The organism is Nonomuraea harbinensis, assembly GCF_019396385.1.
Lineage (GTDB): Bacteria > Actinomycetota > Actinomycetes > Streptosporangiales > Streptosporangiaceae > Nonomuraea > Nonomuraea ferruginea.
Map to the genome: position 1 here is coordinate 148,888 of NZ_JAHKRN010000005.1, position 16,483 is coordinate 165,370.

Annotated in this window: 15 protein-coding genes and 1 tRNA gene; 7 read left to right on the forward strand and 9 right to left on the reverse strand. The window is 72.7% G+C overall.

The features are described 5' to 3' along the window. Nucleotides 1–13 precede the first annotated feature (13 nt). The 3 genes from KME79_RS46180 to KME79_RS07290 are packed head-to-tail and all read left to right on the forward strand — an operon-like array spanning nucleotide 14 to nucleotide 2,528. Nucleotides 14–142, forward strand: coding sequence for a hypothetical protein (locus KME79_RS46180; protein WP_281429311.1), 129 nt, complete (start codon nucleotides 14–16; stop codon nucleotides 140–142). 12 nt (nucleotides 143–154) lie between these two features. After that, the gene (locus tag KME79_RS07285) at nucleotides 155–1,867 is read left to right on the forward strand and encodes a sensor histidine kinase (RefSeq protein ID WP_219543795.1); all 1,713 of its coding nucleotides are present in this window, start codon (nucleotides 155–157) and stop codon (nucleotides 1,865–1,867) included. Beyond that, entirely contained in the window at nucleotides 1,860–2,528 is a 669-nt protein-coding gene (locus KME79_RS07290; protein WP_219543796.1) for a response regulator transcription factor, read from the forward strand. The genes KME79_RS07285 and KME79_RS07290 overlap by 8 nt, the downstream gene beginning before the upstream one ends. Here the strand turns inward: KME79_RS07290 and KME79_RS07295 are convergent. Further along, the gene (locus KME79_RS07295; protein ID WP_308248825.1) at nucleotides 2,513–3,370 is read right to left on the reverse strand and encodes a spermidine synthase; all 858 of its coding nucleotides are present in this window, start codon (nucleotides 3,368–3,370) and stop codon (nucleotides 2,513–2,515) included. The two genes, KME79_RS07290 and KME79_RS07295, sit on opposite strands and share 16 nt — an antisense overlap. 82 nt (nucleotides 3,371–3,452) lie before the next feature. On the opposite strand from KME79_RS07295, the gene KME79_RS07300 reads away from it, so the two are divergent. The 4 genes from KME79_RS07300 to lat all read left to right on the forward strand — a co-directional run bounded on the left by KME79_RS07300 (nucleotide 3,453) and on the right by lat (nucleotide 7,549). Beyond that, the gene (locus KME79_RS07300) at nucleotides 3,453–4,931 is read left to right on the forward strand and encodes a penicillin-binding transpeptidase domain-containing protein (protein ID WP_219543797.1); all 1,479 of its coding nucleotides are present in this window, start codon (nucleotides 3,453–3,455) and stop codon (nucleotides 4,929–4,931) included. A 20-nt stretch (nucleotides 4,932–4,951) separates the two neighbouring features. Beyond that, nucleotides 4,952–5,596 (forward strand): PAQR family membrane homeostasis protein TrhA, encoded by a 645-nt coding sequence (trhA, locus tag KME79_RS07305; RefSeq protein ID WP_219543798.1) that lies wholly within the window; start codon nucleotides 4,952–4,954, stop codon nucleotides 5,594–5,596. A gap of 60 nt (nucleotides 5,597–5,656) precedes the next feature. Next, nucleotides 5,657–6,184 (forward strand): HdeD family acid-resistance protein, encoded by a 528-nt coding sequence (locus KME79_RS07310; RefSeq protein ID WP_219543799.1) that lies wholly within the window; start codon nucleotides 5,657–5,659, stop codon nucleotides 6,182–6,184. Nucleotides 6,185–6,268: 84 nt separating this feature from the next. Beyond that, entirely contained in the window at nucleotides 6,269–7,549 is a 1,281-nt protein-coding gene (lat, locus tag KME79_RS07315; protein WP_219543800.1) for an L-lysine 6-transaminase, read from the forward strand. A 57-nt stretch (nucleotides 7,550–7,606) separates the two neighbouring features. Here the strand turns inward: lat and KME79_RS07320 are convergent, their stop codons facing one another. The 8 genes from KME79_RS07320 to KME79_RS07355 form a co-directional block, all read right to left on the reverse strand. Then, nucleotides 7,607–7,834 (reverse strand): helix-turn-helix domain-containing protein, encoded by a 228-nt coding sequence (locus KME79_RS07320; RefSeq protein ID WP_148029633.1) that lies wholly within the window; start codon nucleotides 7,832–7,834, stop codon nucleotides 7,607–7,609. Between the two features lie 156 nt (nucleotides 7,835–7,990). Continuing rightward, nucleotides 7,991–8,066 (reverse strand) — tRNA-His (locus KME79_RS07325). A 67-nt stretch (nucleotides 8,067–8,133) separates the two neighbouring features. After that, on the reverse strand, nucleotides 8,134–8,727 hold the full coding sequence (gene orn / locus KME79_RS07330) for an oligoribonuclease (RefSeq protein WP_148029634.1): 594 nt from the start codon (nucleotides 8,725–8,727) through the stop codon (nucleotides 8,134–8,136). 70 nt (nucleotides 8,728–8,797) lie between these two features. Further along, nucleotides 8,798–10,105: a DUF2510 domain-containing protein gene (locus tag KME79_RS07335; RefSeq protein WP_219543801.1), complete on the reverse strand. Its 1,308-nt coding sequence runs from the start codon at nucleotides 10,103–10,105 to the stop codon at nucleotides 8,798–8,800. Between the two features lie 37 nt (nucleotides 10,106–10,142). Continuing rightward, complete coding sequence (locus KME79_RS07340; RefSeq protein WP_219543802.1) at nucleotides 10,143–11,546, reverse strand: protein kinase family protein; 1,404 nt, start codon at nucleotides 11,544–11,546, stop codon at nucleotides 10,143–10,145. Between the two features lie 119 nt (nucleotides 11,547–11,665). Beyond that, entirely contained in the window at nucleotides 11,666–13,216 is a 1,551-nt protein-coding gene (locus KME79_RS07345) for a protein kinase domain-containing protein (protein WP_246639419.1), read from the reverse strand. 112 nt (nucleotides 13,217–13,328) lie between these two features. Next, nucleotides 13,329–15,719, reverse strand: coding sequence for a serine/threonine-protein kinase (locus KME79_RS07350; protein ID WP_219543803.1), 2,391 nt, complete (start codon nucleotides 15,717–15,719; stop codon nucleotides 13,329–13,331). Nucleotides 15,720–15,807: 88 nt separating this feature from the next. Continuing rightward, the gene (locus KME79_RS07355) at nucleotides 15,808–16,446 is read right to left on the reverse strand and encodes a pyridoxamine 5'-phosphate oxidase family protein (RefSeq protein WP_219543804.1); all 639 of its coding nucleotides are present in this window, start codon (nucleotides 16,444–16,446) and stop codon (nucleotides 15,808–15,810) included. Nucleotides 16,447–16,483 lie beyond the last annotated feature (37 nt).

The following is a 16,483-nucleotide window of genomic DNA, read 5'->3' on the forward strand; positions in this document are numbered from 1 at the left end:
AGATCCTCCTCGCGTGGACGTGCCCCCAGCCAAGCCGGGCGCCGCCGCCGCGCCCACCGGGCAGGCCACCGTCCCGCGGGGTGGGGATGGCCGCACCGACTGTGCGGTCAACCTCATGGACGCAGGTCAGCTGCCTTTGTGACGATGAGGGGCGATGCGTACGAATCTGGCGGCCGGGCTGATGGCCCTGATCGCGGCCGCGGGGCTGGTGGGCGGGTCGCTCCTGGAGGGCTTCACGGTCTGGCACGTGGCGTTCGTCGCCGTCGGGCTGGTCCTGCCGGTGCTGGGCTGGCTGCTGGCCGCCCGCCGGCCGGACGTGCCGTACGGCCGGCTGCTGCTGGCCGCCGCGGTGTGCTTCGGCGTCGGCATCTTCGGCGTCGGCCTGGTCGGCCGCGTGCCCGGGCTCGCGGCCCCTTCGATGGTCGCGATGGTCGTCTTCTACGCGCTGACCTGGGTGTACGTCCCGCTGCTGTTCCCCGAGGGCAGGCTGCCCTCGCGCCGGTGGCGGCCCGTCGCCTGGGGCGCGGGCGTCGCCGCCGCCGTGCACGCCGCGGGGGTGCTGATGGCGCCCCTCTTCCTCGGCGGGTCTCCGGACGTGACCGATCCCGTGCAACTGACCGGCGTTCTCGCCGCCACCGTCGGCCAGCTCACCGTCTGGGTCGCCGGCTGGGTGGTCCTCGGCGGGCTCGTGCTGCGCTGGCGCCGCAGCCGTCCGCCGGAACGCTCGCAGTACGGCTGGATGGTCGCCGGGACCACGGCCACCCAGGTGGGAGTGCTGCTGGCGTACTTCTTCCTCTTCGGAGGGGTCGCCCTGCCGGTCGTCGGCGTGGCCGGGGCGCTGGCCATGCTGGGGGCGCTGCCCGGCGCGATCGTGGTCGCGGTCGTCCGCCACCGCCTGCTCGACCTCCGCGTCGGCCTGCGCGGCTCGCGGCTGCTCCTGGTGTTCGACGTGCGGCCGACCGTGCAGGAGGTGCTGTCCAGCCTCGGCCCGGAGCTGGAGGACAGCCGTGAGCCCGTCGAGCAGCTCGGCAGACTGGCCATGGCCGTGCGCACCGGCCTGGAGACCCGCTGGGCCGCCGTCACGCTCGCCGACGGCCGCCGGGTGGTCTCCGGGCCGGAGGACGGTCCCGCCGCGATCACCCTGCCCGTGCTCGGCGGGCAGGGGCGGATCGAGTGCGGCCCGCGTGCCCACGGCCGCCTGTCCGGCGAGGACCGGCGTTTCCTGGAGGCGCTGGCCGTACCCGCCGGGCTGGCTATCCAGAGCGCCGGACTGGCCACCCGCCTGGTCAACGCGCAGGAGGCCGAGCGGCGGCGCATCGAGCGCAACATCCACGACGGCGTGCAGCAGCAGCTCGTCGCCCTCATCGCCGGCATCGAGCTGGCCCGCGCCACCGGCGGCGGCACCGGGACGCTCGGGAACCTCCGCGAGCAGGCCCGCCAGACCCTCGCCGACCTGCGCGAGCTCGCGGCGGGCATCCACCCGTCGGCGCTCAGCCAGGGCGGCCTGGTGGAGGCCGTCGAGGAGCGCTGCGCCCGGCTGCCGGTGCACGTCCAGGTGCTCGCCGGCCGGGAGCTGCGGGCCGAGCGGTTCCCCGACGAGGTCGAGGGCGCGATGTACTTCACGGTGAGCGAGGCCGTCGCCAACGCGCTCAAGCACGCGGGGGCGGCCAGGATAGAGGTGCGGCTGTCCCGGGAGAAGGGGCGGCTCGGCGCCACGGTGACCGACGACGGCACGGGGTTCGAGGCGCGGCCCGGCGTGCTCGCCACGCTGGCCGACCGGCTCGGCGCGCTGGGCGGCGGGCTGCGGGTCAAGAGCGGGCGCGGAGAGGGGACACGGGTGGACGCGTGGGTGCCGGTCGATGGGTGACGCGATCAGGACGGTCCTGGCCGACGACCACTACCTGGTGCGCGAGGGCACTAGGCAGCTGCTGGAGACGTCCGGCGGGGTCACCGTCGTCAGCGCGGTCGGCGACGCCGACGAGCTGCTCGACGCGGTGCGCAGGCTGCGGCCCGACGTGGTGGTCACCGACATCAGGATGCCCGGCGGCGACTGGCGGCAGGGCTTCGAGGGCATCGACGCCGCGCACACGGTGCGGGCGGCGCACCCGGGGGTCGGCATCGTGGTGCTGTCGCAGTACTCCGACGCGCTGTCCGCGCTGGAGCTGTTCAAGCACGGCACCGAGGGCTTCGCCTACCTGCTGAAGGACCGGGTCGGCGACCTGGACGAGCTGCTCGGCGCGATCAGGGCGGTGGCCTCCGGCGGCTCGGTCATCGACCCGAAGGTCGTCGAGGGCCTGATGGCGAGACACGACCTGCGCGGCGAGCCGGAGTCGCTCACCCCGCGGGAGCGCGACGTGCTCCGCGAGATGGCCCACGGCCGCTCCAACGGCGCCATCGCCAGGGCCCTGCACCTGTCGGTGTCGTCGGTGGAGAAGAACGTCAACTCCATCTTCACCAAGCTCGGCCTGGAGGTCAGCGCCGACGTGCACCGCAGGGTGGCGGCCGTGCTCGCCTACCTGAGGCCCTGACCGAACACCGCGGGCGGCGGCACCGGTGCGAGCACCGCGTCGCCGTCCTTGATCGGGGCGGCTCCGGCGACGAAGTTCTCCAGCGCTTCCCCGTACACGCACCTGGCCTGGGTGAGGCCGCCGGCGGCGCGGCGGGTGAGCGGGTCGAGCGGCAGCTCGGCGCGCGAGGCGGCGACGATCAGGTTGCCGAACCGGCGCCCGCGCATCACCCCGGGCTCGGCCAGCAGGGCGACGTGGCGGAAGGCGCCGGTGACGGTGGCGAGCAGGCGCCTGGCGAAGGCCAGGCCCTTGCCGTCGGCCAGGTTGACCAGCAGCGTGCCGGAGGGGCGCAGGACGCGGGCGACGTCGCCGAGATACTCCACCGTGGCCAGCTCCACCGGCATGGTGGCGCCGGTGAACGCGTCCAGCACCACGAGGTCGGCCGAGGAGTCCCAGACCTTGGCGGTGCCCTCCCGGCCGCCCGCGATGATCATTTTGAGCTTGGGCACCGAGCGCAGGTCGAGCTGCTCGCGCACCAGGTTGACCAGGAGACCGTCGGGTTCGATCACGATGTGCCGGGAGCCCGGCCGGGTGGCGGCGACGTAGCGGGGGATCGTGCAGGCGCCGCCGCCCACGTGCACGCAGCTCAGCGGGCCCTCGTCGAGCAGGTCGATGACGTCGGCCATGAGGCGGACGTATTCGAATTCCAGAAATGTCGGGTCTTGTAGGTCCACATAGGACTGAGGTACGCCATCCTTGGACAGCACCCAGCCGTCCTGCCTGTCCAGGTCCCGGAGCAGCTCCACCTCGCCGAAGGTCACCGGGTACTGGCCGGGCATCGGTTCCCTCTGTCCACGTGCCACGTTCATCTCCTCCTGGGAGAACCGTATGCGACAGCGCAGGCTGATTGTGGTCGTAGGCGCAGTTGTGGCCGTTATCGCCGCAGTGGCTTTCGCGGTCTCGGCCGCCGGCGGCGTCGAGGGCAGCGCCGCCGACACCTCGGCCGCGTACTTCCAGGCCTGGCGGGACGGCGACGTGGTCGCCATGTCGCGGCTGGTGGACCGGCCTCCCGGCGACTTCAGGCAGTGGCACGAGGCGATGGGCGGCGCCCTCGGCGTGGAGCGGCTGCGGCTGGAGCCCGGGGACGTCGAACGCACCGGCGAGGAGACGGCCGAGGTGACGTTCACCGGGGTCAGGGAGCTGGAGGAGCTGGGCGAGTGGCCGTTCGACGGCACGCTCAGGCTGGCGGTGCGCGACCGGCAGTGGAAGGTCCTCTGGCAGCCCGAGACCCTGCACCCGCTGCTCAAGGACGGCGGCACGATCGAGCTCGTCGAGCTGTTCGGCTCCCCGGCCGAGCAGGTCACCAGGGAGGGCGACAAGATCCCGCACAACAGCTACGCCGACGCCCACCTGCGGCCGCTGCGCGACGACCGGGAGGAGGGCGAGCCGGTGGGCTGGGTGCTGGTGGCCAAGGCGCCGGGGAAGCCGGACCGGGAGCTGCTGAGCGCGCGGCCGGAGACCCGGCGCCAGCGGACCACGCTGTCGCGCTCGGTGCAGGCGGCGGCCGCGCGGGCGCTCGACGCGAGCTCCGACGCGGCCATCGTGGCGATCCAGCCCAGCAGCGGCGACATCCTCGCGGTGGCCGACCGGCTGAAGAGCGGCTTCAGCGCGTTGAAGGACGTGTTCCCGCCCGGCTCCACGTTCAAGGTCATCACGGCCGCGGCGCTGCTGGAGTCGGGGCTCGGCCCGGGTGACCAGGTGGCGTGTCCCGGCACGTACACGATCCCCGGCCATCGCACCCTCCGCAACGACGGCGAGGTGGCGCGCGGCGCCGTCTCCTTCACCGACGCGTTCGCGTACTCCTGCAACACCACGTTCGTCGAGCAGTCGCTCGCCCGGCTGGGCGTGGCCGACCTGCCGGAGACGGCCTCCCGGTGGGGCTTCGGGCGCGCGCTGCCGACCGGCGCGGGCGGCTTCTGCGGCTCGATCCAGGAGGCGGACGGGCCCGACCAGCGCGCCGCCGACGCCATCGGGCAGGGCTCGGTCACGGCCAGCCCGCTCTGCATGGCGACGGTCGCCGCCGCGGTGCAGAACGGCACCTGGCGGGCGCCCAGGCTGGTGCCGGAGAAGGAGGCCACCCGCATCGACGGCCCCGCACCCGACCCCGTGGAGCTGGACCAGGGAGTGGTGGCCGGGCTGCGGGCGATGATGCGCGCGGTCGTGGACCACGGCACGGCCGGCGGCGCGGGGCTGCCCGGTGACCTTTCGGGCAAGACCGGCACCGCCGAGGTCGTGGACGGCGCCCCGCACGCGTGGTTCATCGGTTACCGCGGCGACCTGGCCTTCTCCGTCTTCGTCAGGCACGGCGGCTCGGGCCGGTCGGCGGCGGTGCCGATCGCCGCCCGCTTCTTGAACGGACTCTAACTTACGGTACCGTAGGTTATATGACGACGATCTCCGTTAAGCCCATTCTGCGGGGGTGGTTGCACGCGGGAGCGTTGCCCGTGACCATGATCGCGGGCATCGTGCTCGTGGCGCTCGGCCCGACCCTCCAGGCCCGCCTCGCCTCGGCCGTCTACGCGATCACTTCAGGGCTGCTCTTCGGCATCTCGGCCACCTATCACCGCGGCACGCTCGGCCCCAGGCTCGCCGAGTGGCTGCGCCGGTTCGACCACGCCAACATCTACCTGATCATCGCGGGCACGTACACGCCGTTCGCGCTGCTCGCGCTCGACGGCGCCGCGCGGATCGCCGTGCTCGCCGTCACCTGGGGCGGGGCGCTCGCGGGCGTGCTGTTCAGGGTGCTGTGGATGGGCGCGCCGCGCTGGCTCTACACCGTCCTGTATCTCGCGCTCGGCTGGACCGCGATCTTCGTGATGCCGCAGCTCCTGCGGGGCGCCGGGGTGGCCGCCGTGGTGCTGGTCGCCGTCGGCGGCGTCTTCTACAGCGCCGGCGCCGTCGTGTACGGGCTGCGCCGGCCGGATCCCTCGCCCCGCTGGTTCGGCTACCACGAGGTGTTCCACGCCTTCACCCTGGCCGCCTACCTGGTGCAGTACGTCGCGGTGTCGATCGTGGTCTACTCCCAATGATCGCCCATTCTTGACCATGCCGAGGGATGCCCCGACGGCTCGCGCGGACATCAGGGAAGAATGGAGCAGCAACTCGCGCGTACCTGGTGGATGCCGCTCGTCCGGGGCATCGCGGCCGTGATCTTCGGCATCCTGGCACTGATCTGGCCGGGCATCACCCTGCTGGTGCTGGTGATCTTCTTCGGCGCCTACGCGATCGTCGACGGCATCGTCGCGATCTACTCCGCGTACCGCCACGAGGTGCGGTCGCGGGCGTGGGCCGTGGCCCTCGGCGTCATCGGCATCCTGGCCGGCCTCGCCGCCTTCATCTGGCCGGGCATCACCTCGCTCGTGCTGCTGTACCTCATCGCCCTCTGGGCGATCTTCACCGGCATCGCGGAGATCGCGGACGGGATCCAGCTGCGCAAGGTCATCTCCAACGAGTGGATGCTCATCCTGGGCGGCGTGCTGTCGGTCATCTTCGGCGTGCTGCTCCTGCTCTGGCCGGCCGCCGGGCTGCTCAGCCTCGTCTGGCTGGTCGGGATCTTCGCGCTGCTGTACGGGATCACGCTGATCGCGCTGTCTTTCCGGTTGAAAAAGATAGCCTAATGGGGAGATGATCCGTAAATTTTATGGATGAATCCGGGTTACGGTGGGGAATATATGGCATGTCCGGCCGAATGCGGAGGAGACATGGACGTTCACGCCCGCCTTGCCCGCCACCTGCTCGTCGACGGATACAGGCTCGTACTCGACCTCGAACTCAGCCAGGGCTCGTGGCTCGTCGACGCCCGCGACGGCCGGCGCTACCTCGACTTCTACACGTTCTTCGCCTCCGCGCCGCTCGGCGTGAACCCGCCCTTCGACCCCGACTTCGCCCGCCTGCTCGGCCAGGTCGCCCGCAACAAGCCGGCCAACCCCGACATGTACACCGAGCACCTCGCCGACTTCGTCGACACCTTCACCCGGGTGCTCGGCGACCCCGCCCTGCCCCACCTGTTCTTCGTCGAGGGCGGCGCGCTGGCCGTGGAGAACGCGCTCAAGGTCGCCTTCGACTGGAAGAGCCGCCGCAACGAGGCCGCCGGTCGCCCGCGCGAGCTCGGCACCCGGGTCCTCCACCTCACCCAGGCCTTCCACGGCCGCAGCGGCTACACGCTGAGCCTGACCAACACCGATCCGGTCAAGACCGACCGGTTCCCCACCTTCGACTGGCCGCGCGTCGAGGTGCCCGCCATCCACGCAGGCGACGTCGAGGCGGCCGAGGAGCGCGCGCTGGCCCAGGCCCGCGCCGCCTTCGAACGGCATCCGCACGACATCGCCTGCTTCATCGCCGAGCCCATCCAGGGCGAGGGCGGCGACAACCACATGCGGCCGGAGTTCCTGCGGGCCATGCAGGACCTGTGCCACGAGCACGACGCCCTGTTCGTCCTGGACGAGGTGCAGACGGGCGGCGGCACCACCGGCACCCCCTGGGCCTACCAGCAGCTCGGGCTGCAGCCGGACATCGTGGCCTTCGCCAAGAAGGTCCAGGTCGGCGGCATCATGGCGGGGCGGCGCGTGGACGAGGTGCCCGGCAACGTCTTCGAACGCAGCGGGCGGATCAACTCCACCTGGGGCGGCGGGCTGGTCGACATGGTGCGCAGCCGCGGCATCCTGGAGATCGTCGAACGCGACGGGCTCATCCCGCGGGCGGCCGCCCTCGGCACCACCATCCTGGAGCGGCTGACCAAGCTGGAGGCCGAGCACCCGGAGACCGTGTCCGGCGTCCGGGGGCGCGGGCTCATGTGCGCCTTCGACCTGCCGGCGCCGTCCGACAGGGACGCCCTGGTCACCCGGCTGCGCGAGGAGGCGGGAGTCCTGGTCCTGCCGTGCGGGCCCAGGTCGGTCCGCCTGCGCCCGGCGCTCAACATCCCGGAGCAGGACGTGGACCACGGCCTCACGGCCCTGTCCGCCCTCCTGGAGACGGCTCCGTAGCCGCCTCTGTCCGAGCGCGCGCGCCTCAGGGGAGGGCGCGCACGCTCCGAAACGGGATCACTCCGTGGTACGGGACCGCCAGAGGCCGATGGCACGGACGCGGGAGTCCACGCCGAGCTTGGCATAGATGCGGTTGACGTGGTTCTTGACCGTTTTCTCGCTGAGAAACAGTCGCTGTGCGATCTGGCTGTTGGACTGTCCTGTCGCGATCAGGTCCATGACCTCGGCCTCACGCTTGCTCAAGGACGTGAACGCGCTGTCGAACGCTGCGTCGTCGACTCTCATCCGGCCTCCGGGGCGCGCAGACGGTCAGATCGCCGAGTCCCCCCAACCAACCGGCGTTAGCGGTAGACAGCGAGCATAACTCGCATTGACATGTTTTTGGGGAGTTGTCGGAAGAAAACGGCAACGGCCGGTCCCGAAGAACCGGCCGTTGCCCTCTGGGGTGAGTGAAGGGACTTGAACCCTCGACATCCAGGACCACAACCTGGCGCTCTGCCAACTGAGCTACACCCACCATCGCGCCGTCCGCAAGAACGGCACAGGAAGAGTGTAGCGGTGTTCGGGAGTCTTCACGCCACCCGTTAACCGCTGACACGCTCCGCGAGTGTCCGGGCCGTCGCCGAGTCAGGCCCGGGCTGGCCGACGAACACGGCAGCCCGATAGTAACGCAGCTCCCGGATGCTCTCCAGGATGTCGGCCAGAGCCCGGTGGCCGCCCTGCTTCTCGGGCGCGGCGAAGTAGACGCGGGGATACCACCGCCGCGACAGCTCCTTGATCGACGACACGTCGACCATGCGGTAGTGGAGGTAGGCGTCGACCGCCGGCATGTCCCTGGCCAGGAACGTGCGGTCGGTGCCGATCGAGTTGCCGCACAGCGGAGCCTTCTTCGGCTCGGGGACGTGGCGCCGGATGTAGTCGAGCACCAGCGACTCGGCCTCGGCCAGCGTGACCCCGGTCGCCAGCTCCGGCAGCAGCCCCGACGCGGTGTGCATCTCGCGGACGACCCCCGACATCTGCTCCAGTGACTCCGGCGGCGGCTTGATGATCACATCCACGCCGCTGTCGAGCTGGTTGAGCTCGCTGTCGGTGACGATGCACGCCACCTCGACGAGCGCGTCGCGCCCGAGGTCGAGACCCGTCATCTCGCAGTCGATCCAGACCAGGGAATCACTCATGCGTACTCCTCGCCGCAGCGGCCCGGAGCGACCCGTCCGCCTGCTCATGCCACCAGCCTAGTGCCACTCGTCACGCGGGCTTGAGCGAGCTCACCACCTTGTCGACCACGTCGGTGCCGAGGTTGTCGGGCACCGAGACGTAGATGAGTCCCGGCCGCTCGCCCTCACCGCGGTCCATGAGCACGACCGCGCCGTTCTCCTTCTTCCACTGGTAGCCCTTCTCCTCGGAGATCTGGGTGAAGTCCATCTCGAACTGCACCAGCCAGGCGTCCCGGTCACCGATCTTGATCGCCTGGTCCTTGACGATCTTGCTGGTGTGCTGGAGCGAGTAGTACCTGTTGTTGAAGTCGGCGTAGACCGCCTTGGCCGTCAGCCCGATCCCGGCGGCGCCGGGGTAGGGGTAGCGGTCGCTGAGCGCCCCGGTGAAGACGTTGCCGATCCAGTCGGACCGGCCGTCGAACTTCTCCTGCGAGATCTTCTGCACGCCGCTGCTCCACAGCTGGGCCCCCGGCTGGGTGCTGTTGATCGCGGACGCGCGCGGCACGTCCCAGGTGTCCGGCACCTCGTACGAGACCCCCAGCTTGGCGTCGGTGATGCGGCCGTCCACCGGCTGCGGGAGCTCGGCGGAGCTCTGCGGCGGGTCGGTCGAGGGCGGGGGATCGGTCGAGGGCGCCGGGTCCGGGTCCTCGGTCTCCGCCGGCTCCTCGGTCTGGCTCTGGGACGTCGTCGGCGCGGCCGCCGGGTCACCGGTGCTGTTGACGAAGACGACGGCGGCCACCACGAGGAGGGCCACCACGAGCAGTGCCGCCGCCCCGCCGATGATCCACGGCATCGGGTTGCTCTGCTTGGGCGGCGGGCCGTAGCCGGGAGCGTCCCACGACTGCTGCCCGTAGGAGCCCTGCTGTCCGTACGGGCCCTGCTGGCCGTACTGCTGCCCTCCCGGCTGCCCGTACGGGGCCTGCTGGCCGCCGGGATGCCCGAACGCGCCCTGCTGCGGACCCGACTGCCCATAAGGACCGGACTGCTCGTACGGTCCAGACTGGCCGGAAGGCCCGGTCTGCCCGTACGGACCTGACTGGCCGGAAGGGGGCTGGCCCTGGGGCGGAGGCTGGCCGTAGGCGAGCGTGGGGTTGGCCCCCGCCGGCGGCCAGTCAGGCGGCCGGCTGCCGTGCTGCTGCGGGCCGGAGGCCGGCTGGGGTCCTGAGGGCTGCTGGTGCGCCGGCCCCTGATCCGTCTGGCCCTGCTGCGTCGGGCCTCGATCCATCGGGCCCTGCTCCATCGGATGGGTGGCGTCGGTCCACTGGCTGCCGTCCCACCACCGCAGTTGCGGAGAGCCGTACGGGTCGGGGTACCAGCCCGCGGGGGTCTGCGAGGTCATGCACGTCAGCGTAGTAAACAACCGCTTTGGTGCGCATTCAGCACTTGTAGGTGAAGGTCGTCTTCGCGGTGCGGGCCGGGCCGGGAGAGAGCACCCGTAACGTGGCCGTGGCCTTGGCGGTACGCTCGCCCTGGAGCCGCCACGTCAGGTCGACGTCGTAGGAGGTGGTGCCGGCCGTGGCGCGCAGGGTGCCCTCCTCGACGTCCTTGTCGAGGTTCATCCGCCACTCGTAGCGGATCTCGCCGGCCCCGCCGTTGGTGTCGATCCGGCCCGAGACGAACGCGTCGCTGTCGCAGCCCAGCGTCTTCTCCGACGTGGTGACGGTCACCTTCTCCACCGCCACGGGTGTGTCGTCGCCACCGCCGAGCCGCAGCCAGGCCAGGATCGCCCCGGCCATCACGGCCGCGAACACGAACGCCGACACGATCGTCCGGCGGCGTCGCGCGCGCACCGCCCTGGCCCTGCCGTTCCGCGCGGGGGAGGCGCCCTCGCGCCAGATCCGCTCGGCCGTGGACTCCTGCCGGGCCGCGCCGACGCCTGGCCCGAACCGCATCGCCTCCCCGCCGCCGGGGCTGGGACTGGTGGTCGCCTGACCGGCGTGCGTGGTGCGGCCCGCGCTCTCGCGTCCCTGCGGGACGTGCAGCAGGGTGACGATGTCGCCCTCGTCGCGCTCCTGCCCGGCCGGGGCCGGCATGCCGTACGCGGCGGGCTGCGCGAACATCGACTGGCCGCGTGCCGCCTGCGCCAGCCGGTCACGGGTGATCATGCCGCCGGGCAGCACGTGCGACTCGGCGAGCAGGCCGCTCCTGGCCGCCGCCAGCCCGTGGGTGGTGGCCGCGGCCGCGGCCCGCTCGAACGCCGCCGCGGCCTGCGGCGCCCCGCGCTGGCAGGCGCCGGCGAGCCCGCGTGCCAGCGCCGCCCAGCCGGAGACGTCGCGGTCCGGCGGCGAGATCTCGCCCCGGATGGCGTCGGCCAGCCCGCGCTCCGACAGCAGCGCGGCGCCGTCGGCCGTGACCACGACGGTGCCCGGGTGCACCGAGCCGTGCGTCACCCCCGACGCGTGCAGCGCGAGCAGGGTCTGAGAGGTGTCGGCCAGCACCGCCGCCGCGCCGCCCGCCTCCACGGTGCCGGCCGCCAGCAGGCTCGCCAGGGTGGGCGTGACCGCCTGCGCGGTGAGCAGCCACACCTGCTCGCCGGCCGCCACCACGTCGGCGACCGGGATCAGCCCGCCGAGCCCGCCCATGACGAGCCGGCGGTCGGTCAGCACCGCCGACACCACCCGGTCGCGCACCCCGGGCAGCTCGATGATCCTGGAGTCGAACAGCAGCGCCCCGGCCCTGCGGCCGTCGGGCGAGATCGCGTCGATCCAGTTGCCCAGCTCGGTGATCCAGGTGTGCTCGGTCAGCCGGAACCCGGCGATCCCCTGTCTCGGATTGCTCATCGCCGTCTGCCCCCCCGGAGCGTCAGATCTTCCTGTGGTGACGCCCCGACTTGCGTCGCCTTACCGCCAGTTTGACGGGAACCGCACCGGACGTCACCCGTTCCGGTCGGTGCCGCTCCCTAGTCGATGATCACCGTGGGCGTGCTCCTGGGCGGCTCGCCGCCGGTCGGGCTCTCGGACGGGCTGGGCGTGGTCGGCGGTGTGGACGGCGTCCGCGTGGGTTGCCGCGTCGGCGTCTGCCGCGTGGGCGTGGCGGAGGGCTGCGTGGGCGCGGCGGTGCCCCGGTTGCCGGTGTCGGCCTTGCCGGACAGCCTGGTCTCCGGCGTCTCGACCGGGGTGGACACCGGGGTCTTCACCGGGGTCCGGGTCGGCCGGGCCGTGGGCTTCCTGGTCCTGGTCGGCCGCACAGTCGGCCGCACAGTCGGCCGCACCGTGGGCCGTGCCGTGGGACGGGTGGCCGTGGGCTGGGCGACGGGCGCGACGGACGTGGTCGGCTGCGGCGTCGTCGCCTCCGGCGTCGGCTCCTCGGGCGTCTCCGTCTCGACCGGCTCCAAGGTGTCGGTCTCCACCGGCTCGGCGCTGGAGGCCGACGGGGTGGGCGTGGCCGTGGTGGTCTGCGCGCGCAGGGCGGTGTCGCCCTTCCACGGGTTCACCAGCACCACCGCCACCGCGATCGCCACCCCGACGCAGGCCGTGGTGATCGCGGCCTTGGCGGACACCTTGCTCAGCAGCTTGGCCGGGCCTTCGAAGCGGGTCTCGGCCAGCGTGGTGACCGCCTCCGCTGGAGCCTCGGGCGGCACCGGCCAGAGCAGCAGGAGCAGGCCCGCCAGAGACGTCAGCCTCCGCCTGCCGCGCTCCTCCCAGTCGGTCCCGTACGCCTCGCGGGCGACGGTCTCCAGCTCCGCCAGGAACGCCTCGGCGGACGCCGGCCGTTCTTCCGTGCGCTTGGCCAGGCCCTGCTCGACCAGGCCCTGCAGGGCCGGCGGCACCTCCTCGACGGGCGGCGGCGTGGCCTGGTGCTGGCGGGCCAGCGCGGCCAGGTTGGTCGCCCGGTAGGGGCGGGCGCCGGTCAGGCACTCGAAGAAGACCACCGTGGCCGCGTACACGTCGGTCGCGGGAGAGGCCGGCGCGCCCGACCACTGCTCCGGCGCCATGTACGGCGGCGTGCCGGCCGCGCTGGCGCCGATGCCGGCCGCCACCGCGATGCCGAAGTCGACCAGCTTGCTGGCGCCGTCGCCCTGGACGATCACGTTCTCCGGCTTGTAGTCGCGGTGCACGATCCCCATCGCGTGCGCCGCGGCGAGCCCCTGTAAGGAGCCCTTCAGCACGGTCAGCGCGGCCTCGGGCCCCGTCGGGCCCTCCGAGCGGAGCAGCTCGCGCAGCGACACGCCGTTGACCAGCTCCATGACGATGGCCGCGCCGTGCCCGGTCTCGACGTAGTCGATCAGCCTGGCGTTGTGCGGGCTGCGCATCGCGCCCAGCAGCCTGGCCTCCTGCCGGAACCGGGCGACGAAGCCGACGTCGTCCCTCAGCCGGTCGGACAGGTACTTGATGGCGACTTCGGCCCCGTCGTGGTCGCGCGTGGCCAGGACCACCCGGCCGGCGGCGCCGGTGCCCAGCTCGCGGACCTCGGTGTAACCGGGGACCCCCCACCGCTCATCGCCGTTCATAGCGGTCTCCTCTACGGTCGTCCGGGCCCCCACCCTCAACAGACGGAGCGTAGCTTAACCGGCGTTTCACACCTACCGGCATCAGATATCCCGAATTTCGAAAGGGCGAGGTTCAGTCGATCTCCGGCTGTGGAGTCTTCGTCACCTCGGGTTCACAGTCCGGCAGCGTGCCGCCCCGCTGGGAGCCGCCGTTGCCCGCTCCCGGCCGGGTGCTCGCCCGTACCAGCCAGGAGGCCCCGCAGGGCGTCTTGACCGCGTATCGGATCGTCCTGGAGTACGAAGTCGCGCCGGACAGCGTGAGCTGCCTCGTACCGGAGATCTTCCCGGCCTGGAACCCCACGACGAGGCGGACCGGCCGCGTGTCACCGGTTCTCACGGCGACCGTGGCGGTCAGCCCGCCCGCGTCGGCCACGGCGCGCACGACGGAGACGCTCCTGACCTCGATCGGGCAGACGACGTCGGCGCTGCCGGTGGCCGTCCGGCCCTTGGCGGTGACCCGGACCGTGACGGTGGCGCCGCACGGGCGGCTGCGGAAGGCGTGCCGGAACGTCGTGGTGTACGAGGTGCGCCCGGACGCCTCGGCCGACCGGGTGGCGACCTGGTCGCCGTTGACCGCGAAGGCCGCCGCCACCGGCACCTCGCCGGTGCCGCTGGTGCGCATGGACACGGTGGCTCTGGCGGTCGCGCCCGCCATGGCCAGCCTCACCCGCAGGCCGGTCACCTCGGTCGGGCAGGGCGGCACGCTCACGGTCGACGAACCGTTCCCGCCGCGTGCGGGCGGGTCGGAGACGACGGTGAGCGTGACGTCCTTGCCGCAGGGGCGCTCGCCCAGGTCGTGCGAGACGGTGCGGGTGTAGGTGCGGGCGTCGCCGAGCCGGATCCGCTCGGTGCGCACCTCCTCACCGGCGACGCGCCAGGTGGCGCGGGCGGTGATGGGGCCGGTGCCGGTGGCGTCGACGGTGAGCGCTCCCGCCGCGACGGCGCCCCGGACGGCCAGCCGGTTCACGACGAGCGAGGACACCGCGGTCAGGGGCGGCGCGCTCGTGACCGGGTCGCTCGGCGTCGGGGTGCTCGCCGTCGGAGTCGCCGTCGGAGTCACCGTCGGAGTCACCGTCGGCGTGGTCGTCGTCGGCGGGTCGGAAGAGGGCGGGGCGGAGGAGGGCGGGGCGCTGGTCGGCGGGTCCGAGGAGGGCGGGTCGCTGGTCGGAGGCTCGGAGGAAGGCGGGGTGCTGGTCGGCGGGGCGCCGGGGTCGTCCGTGGAGGTCGCGACCGGGTCGGGGCCCCCGGTGACGGCGGGGTCCGGCGACCCGCCCGTGGCGGTGGCCGGGGATCCCGGGTCGCCGATGACCGGCAGGCGGCCGAGCGCCGTGTCCTCCGGGGAGGGGCCCGCGGTGGGATCCCCGGAGGGCCGCGGAGTCACCGCCGGCGGCAGGGACGGGGTGGGCGACGGCGCTTCGGAGGGCGCGGCGGCCACGGGTTCGAGCCGCGTCGGCGTCTCCCTGTTGACGGCCACGACCACCACGGCGGCGGCCACCACGGCGGCCAGCCCGCCCGCCATGGCGACGCGCACCGCCTTGCGCGGCGCTGCCCTGAACACCGTGCGGGCCAGGGTGGTGGTCACCTGCGGGGCGGGCTCGGCGGGCTCGGGCAGCAGCAGCGCGAGCAGGAACACCAGCCCGGCCAGCCGCCGGCGGCCGCGCTCCTCCCAGTCGTCGCCGTAGGCGGCCCTGGCGACCTCCTCCACCTCGGCGACGAACGCCTCGGCGCCGGCGGGCCGGTCGGCGGGGCTCTTGGCCAGCCCGCGCCGGATCAGCTCACGCACCGGCTCGGGCGCGTCGTCCACCGGCACCGGGGCGTGCAGGTGCTGGTAGCCCAGCACGCTCGGCTCGGGCGAGCGGTAGGGCCGGTGACCCGTCAGGCACTCGAAGAACACGGCCGTGGCCGCGTACACGTCGGTCGCCGGGGTGGCGGGCTCGCCCGACCACAGCTCCGGCGCCATGTAGGGCGGGGTGCCCTCGGCCCGGGTGGCCTGACCCTGCTTGACGGCGATGCCGAAGTCGACGAGCTTGCTGTGGCCGTCGTCGCGGACGATCACGTTCTCCGGCTTGTAGTCGCGGTGGACCAGGCCGAGCGCGTGCGCCCCGGCCAGGCCGAGCAGCGAGCCCTTGAGGACGACCAGCGCCGCCTCCGCGCCGGTCGGGCCGCTCTCGCGCAGCAGCGCGCGCAGCGGGACGCCGTTGACCAGCTCCATGACGATGGCGGCGCCCTGCGGATCCTGGATGTACTCCCACAGCGTGGCGACGTTCGGGTCGCGCAGCGTGGTCAGCAGCCGCGCCTCGGAGCGGAACCTGCCCAGCGCGGCGGGATCATGTCGCAACCTCTCGGAGAGGTACTTGATCGCGACCTTGACGCCGGTCTCCTCGTGCGCGGCCAGCACGACACGGCCGCTGGCGCCCGCGCCGAGCTGCGTGATCTCCGTGTAGCCGGGTGCGCTCCACTCCATTTGTCCGCCTCTTTAACCAGGGTCGGCCCACCAGTTGAGACGCGTGATCTAGGGAAGGAGTTTGCCAGGTGCGCCCCTGTTCATGGAACTACTTTCTGTCACTGATGTGAACCGGTATGCCGATCCCGTCTGCGAGCGCCGGGTCGGGCAGCGGCTCGCCCCAGGCGGTGACGAGCGGGAGCACCCCCGCCCACATGGGCAGCGCGTAGTCGGCGTCCTCGTCGCTCGGCGCGCCACGGCGGATCTTGACCGACGCCTCGTCCAGCGGCAGGGCGAGCACGGCGGTGGCGGCCAGCTCCTTGCGGTCCGGCGGCCGGGCGTAGTCCCACTGGCCCGGCGCGAGCTGCTCGGTCAGCGCGCGCAGGCCGGCCATCCGCTCCTCCTCGTCCGTCACCAGCCTGGCCTGGCCGTAGACGATCGCGGAGCGGTAGTTGACGGAGTGGTGGAAGACCGACCTGGCCAGCACGATGCCGTCGAGGTGGGTCACCGTCACGCACACCTCCCCGCCGGCCGCCGCGCGGAGCGATCTGGCTCCCGTCGACCCGTGCAGGTAGAGGGTGTCGCCGACGCGCCCGTAGCCGGTGGGCACCACCATCGGGTAACCGTCGGCCACCACGCCCAGGTGGCAGATCAGACCCGCGTCGAGGATCTCGTACAGATCGTTCCTGTCGGTGCTGCCACGCTCCTTCGAGCGGCCCAGCCGGGTGCGAGCGGTGGAGGAGAGCATGCGTCGACCGTAGCCGCGAAGTGGACCTATCCTGGAG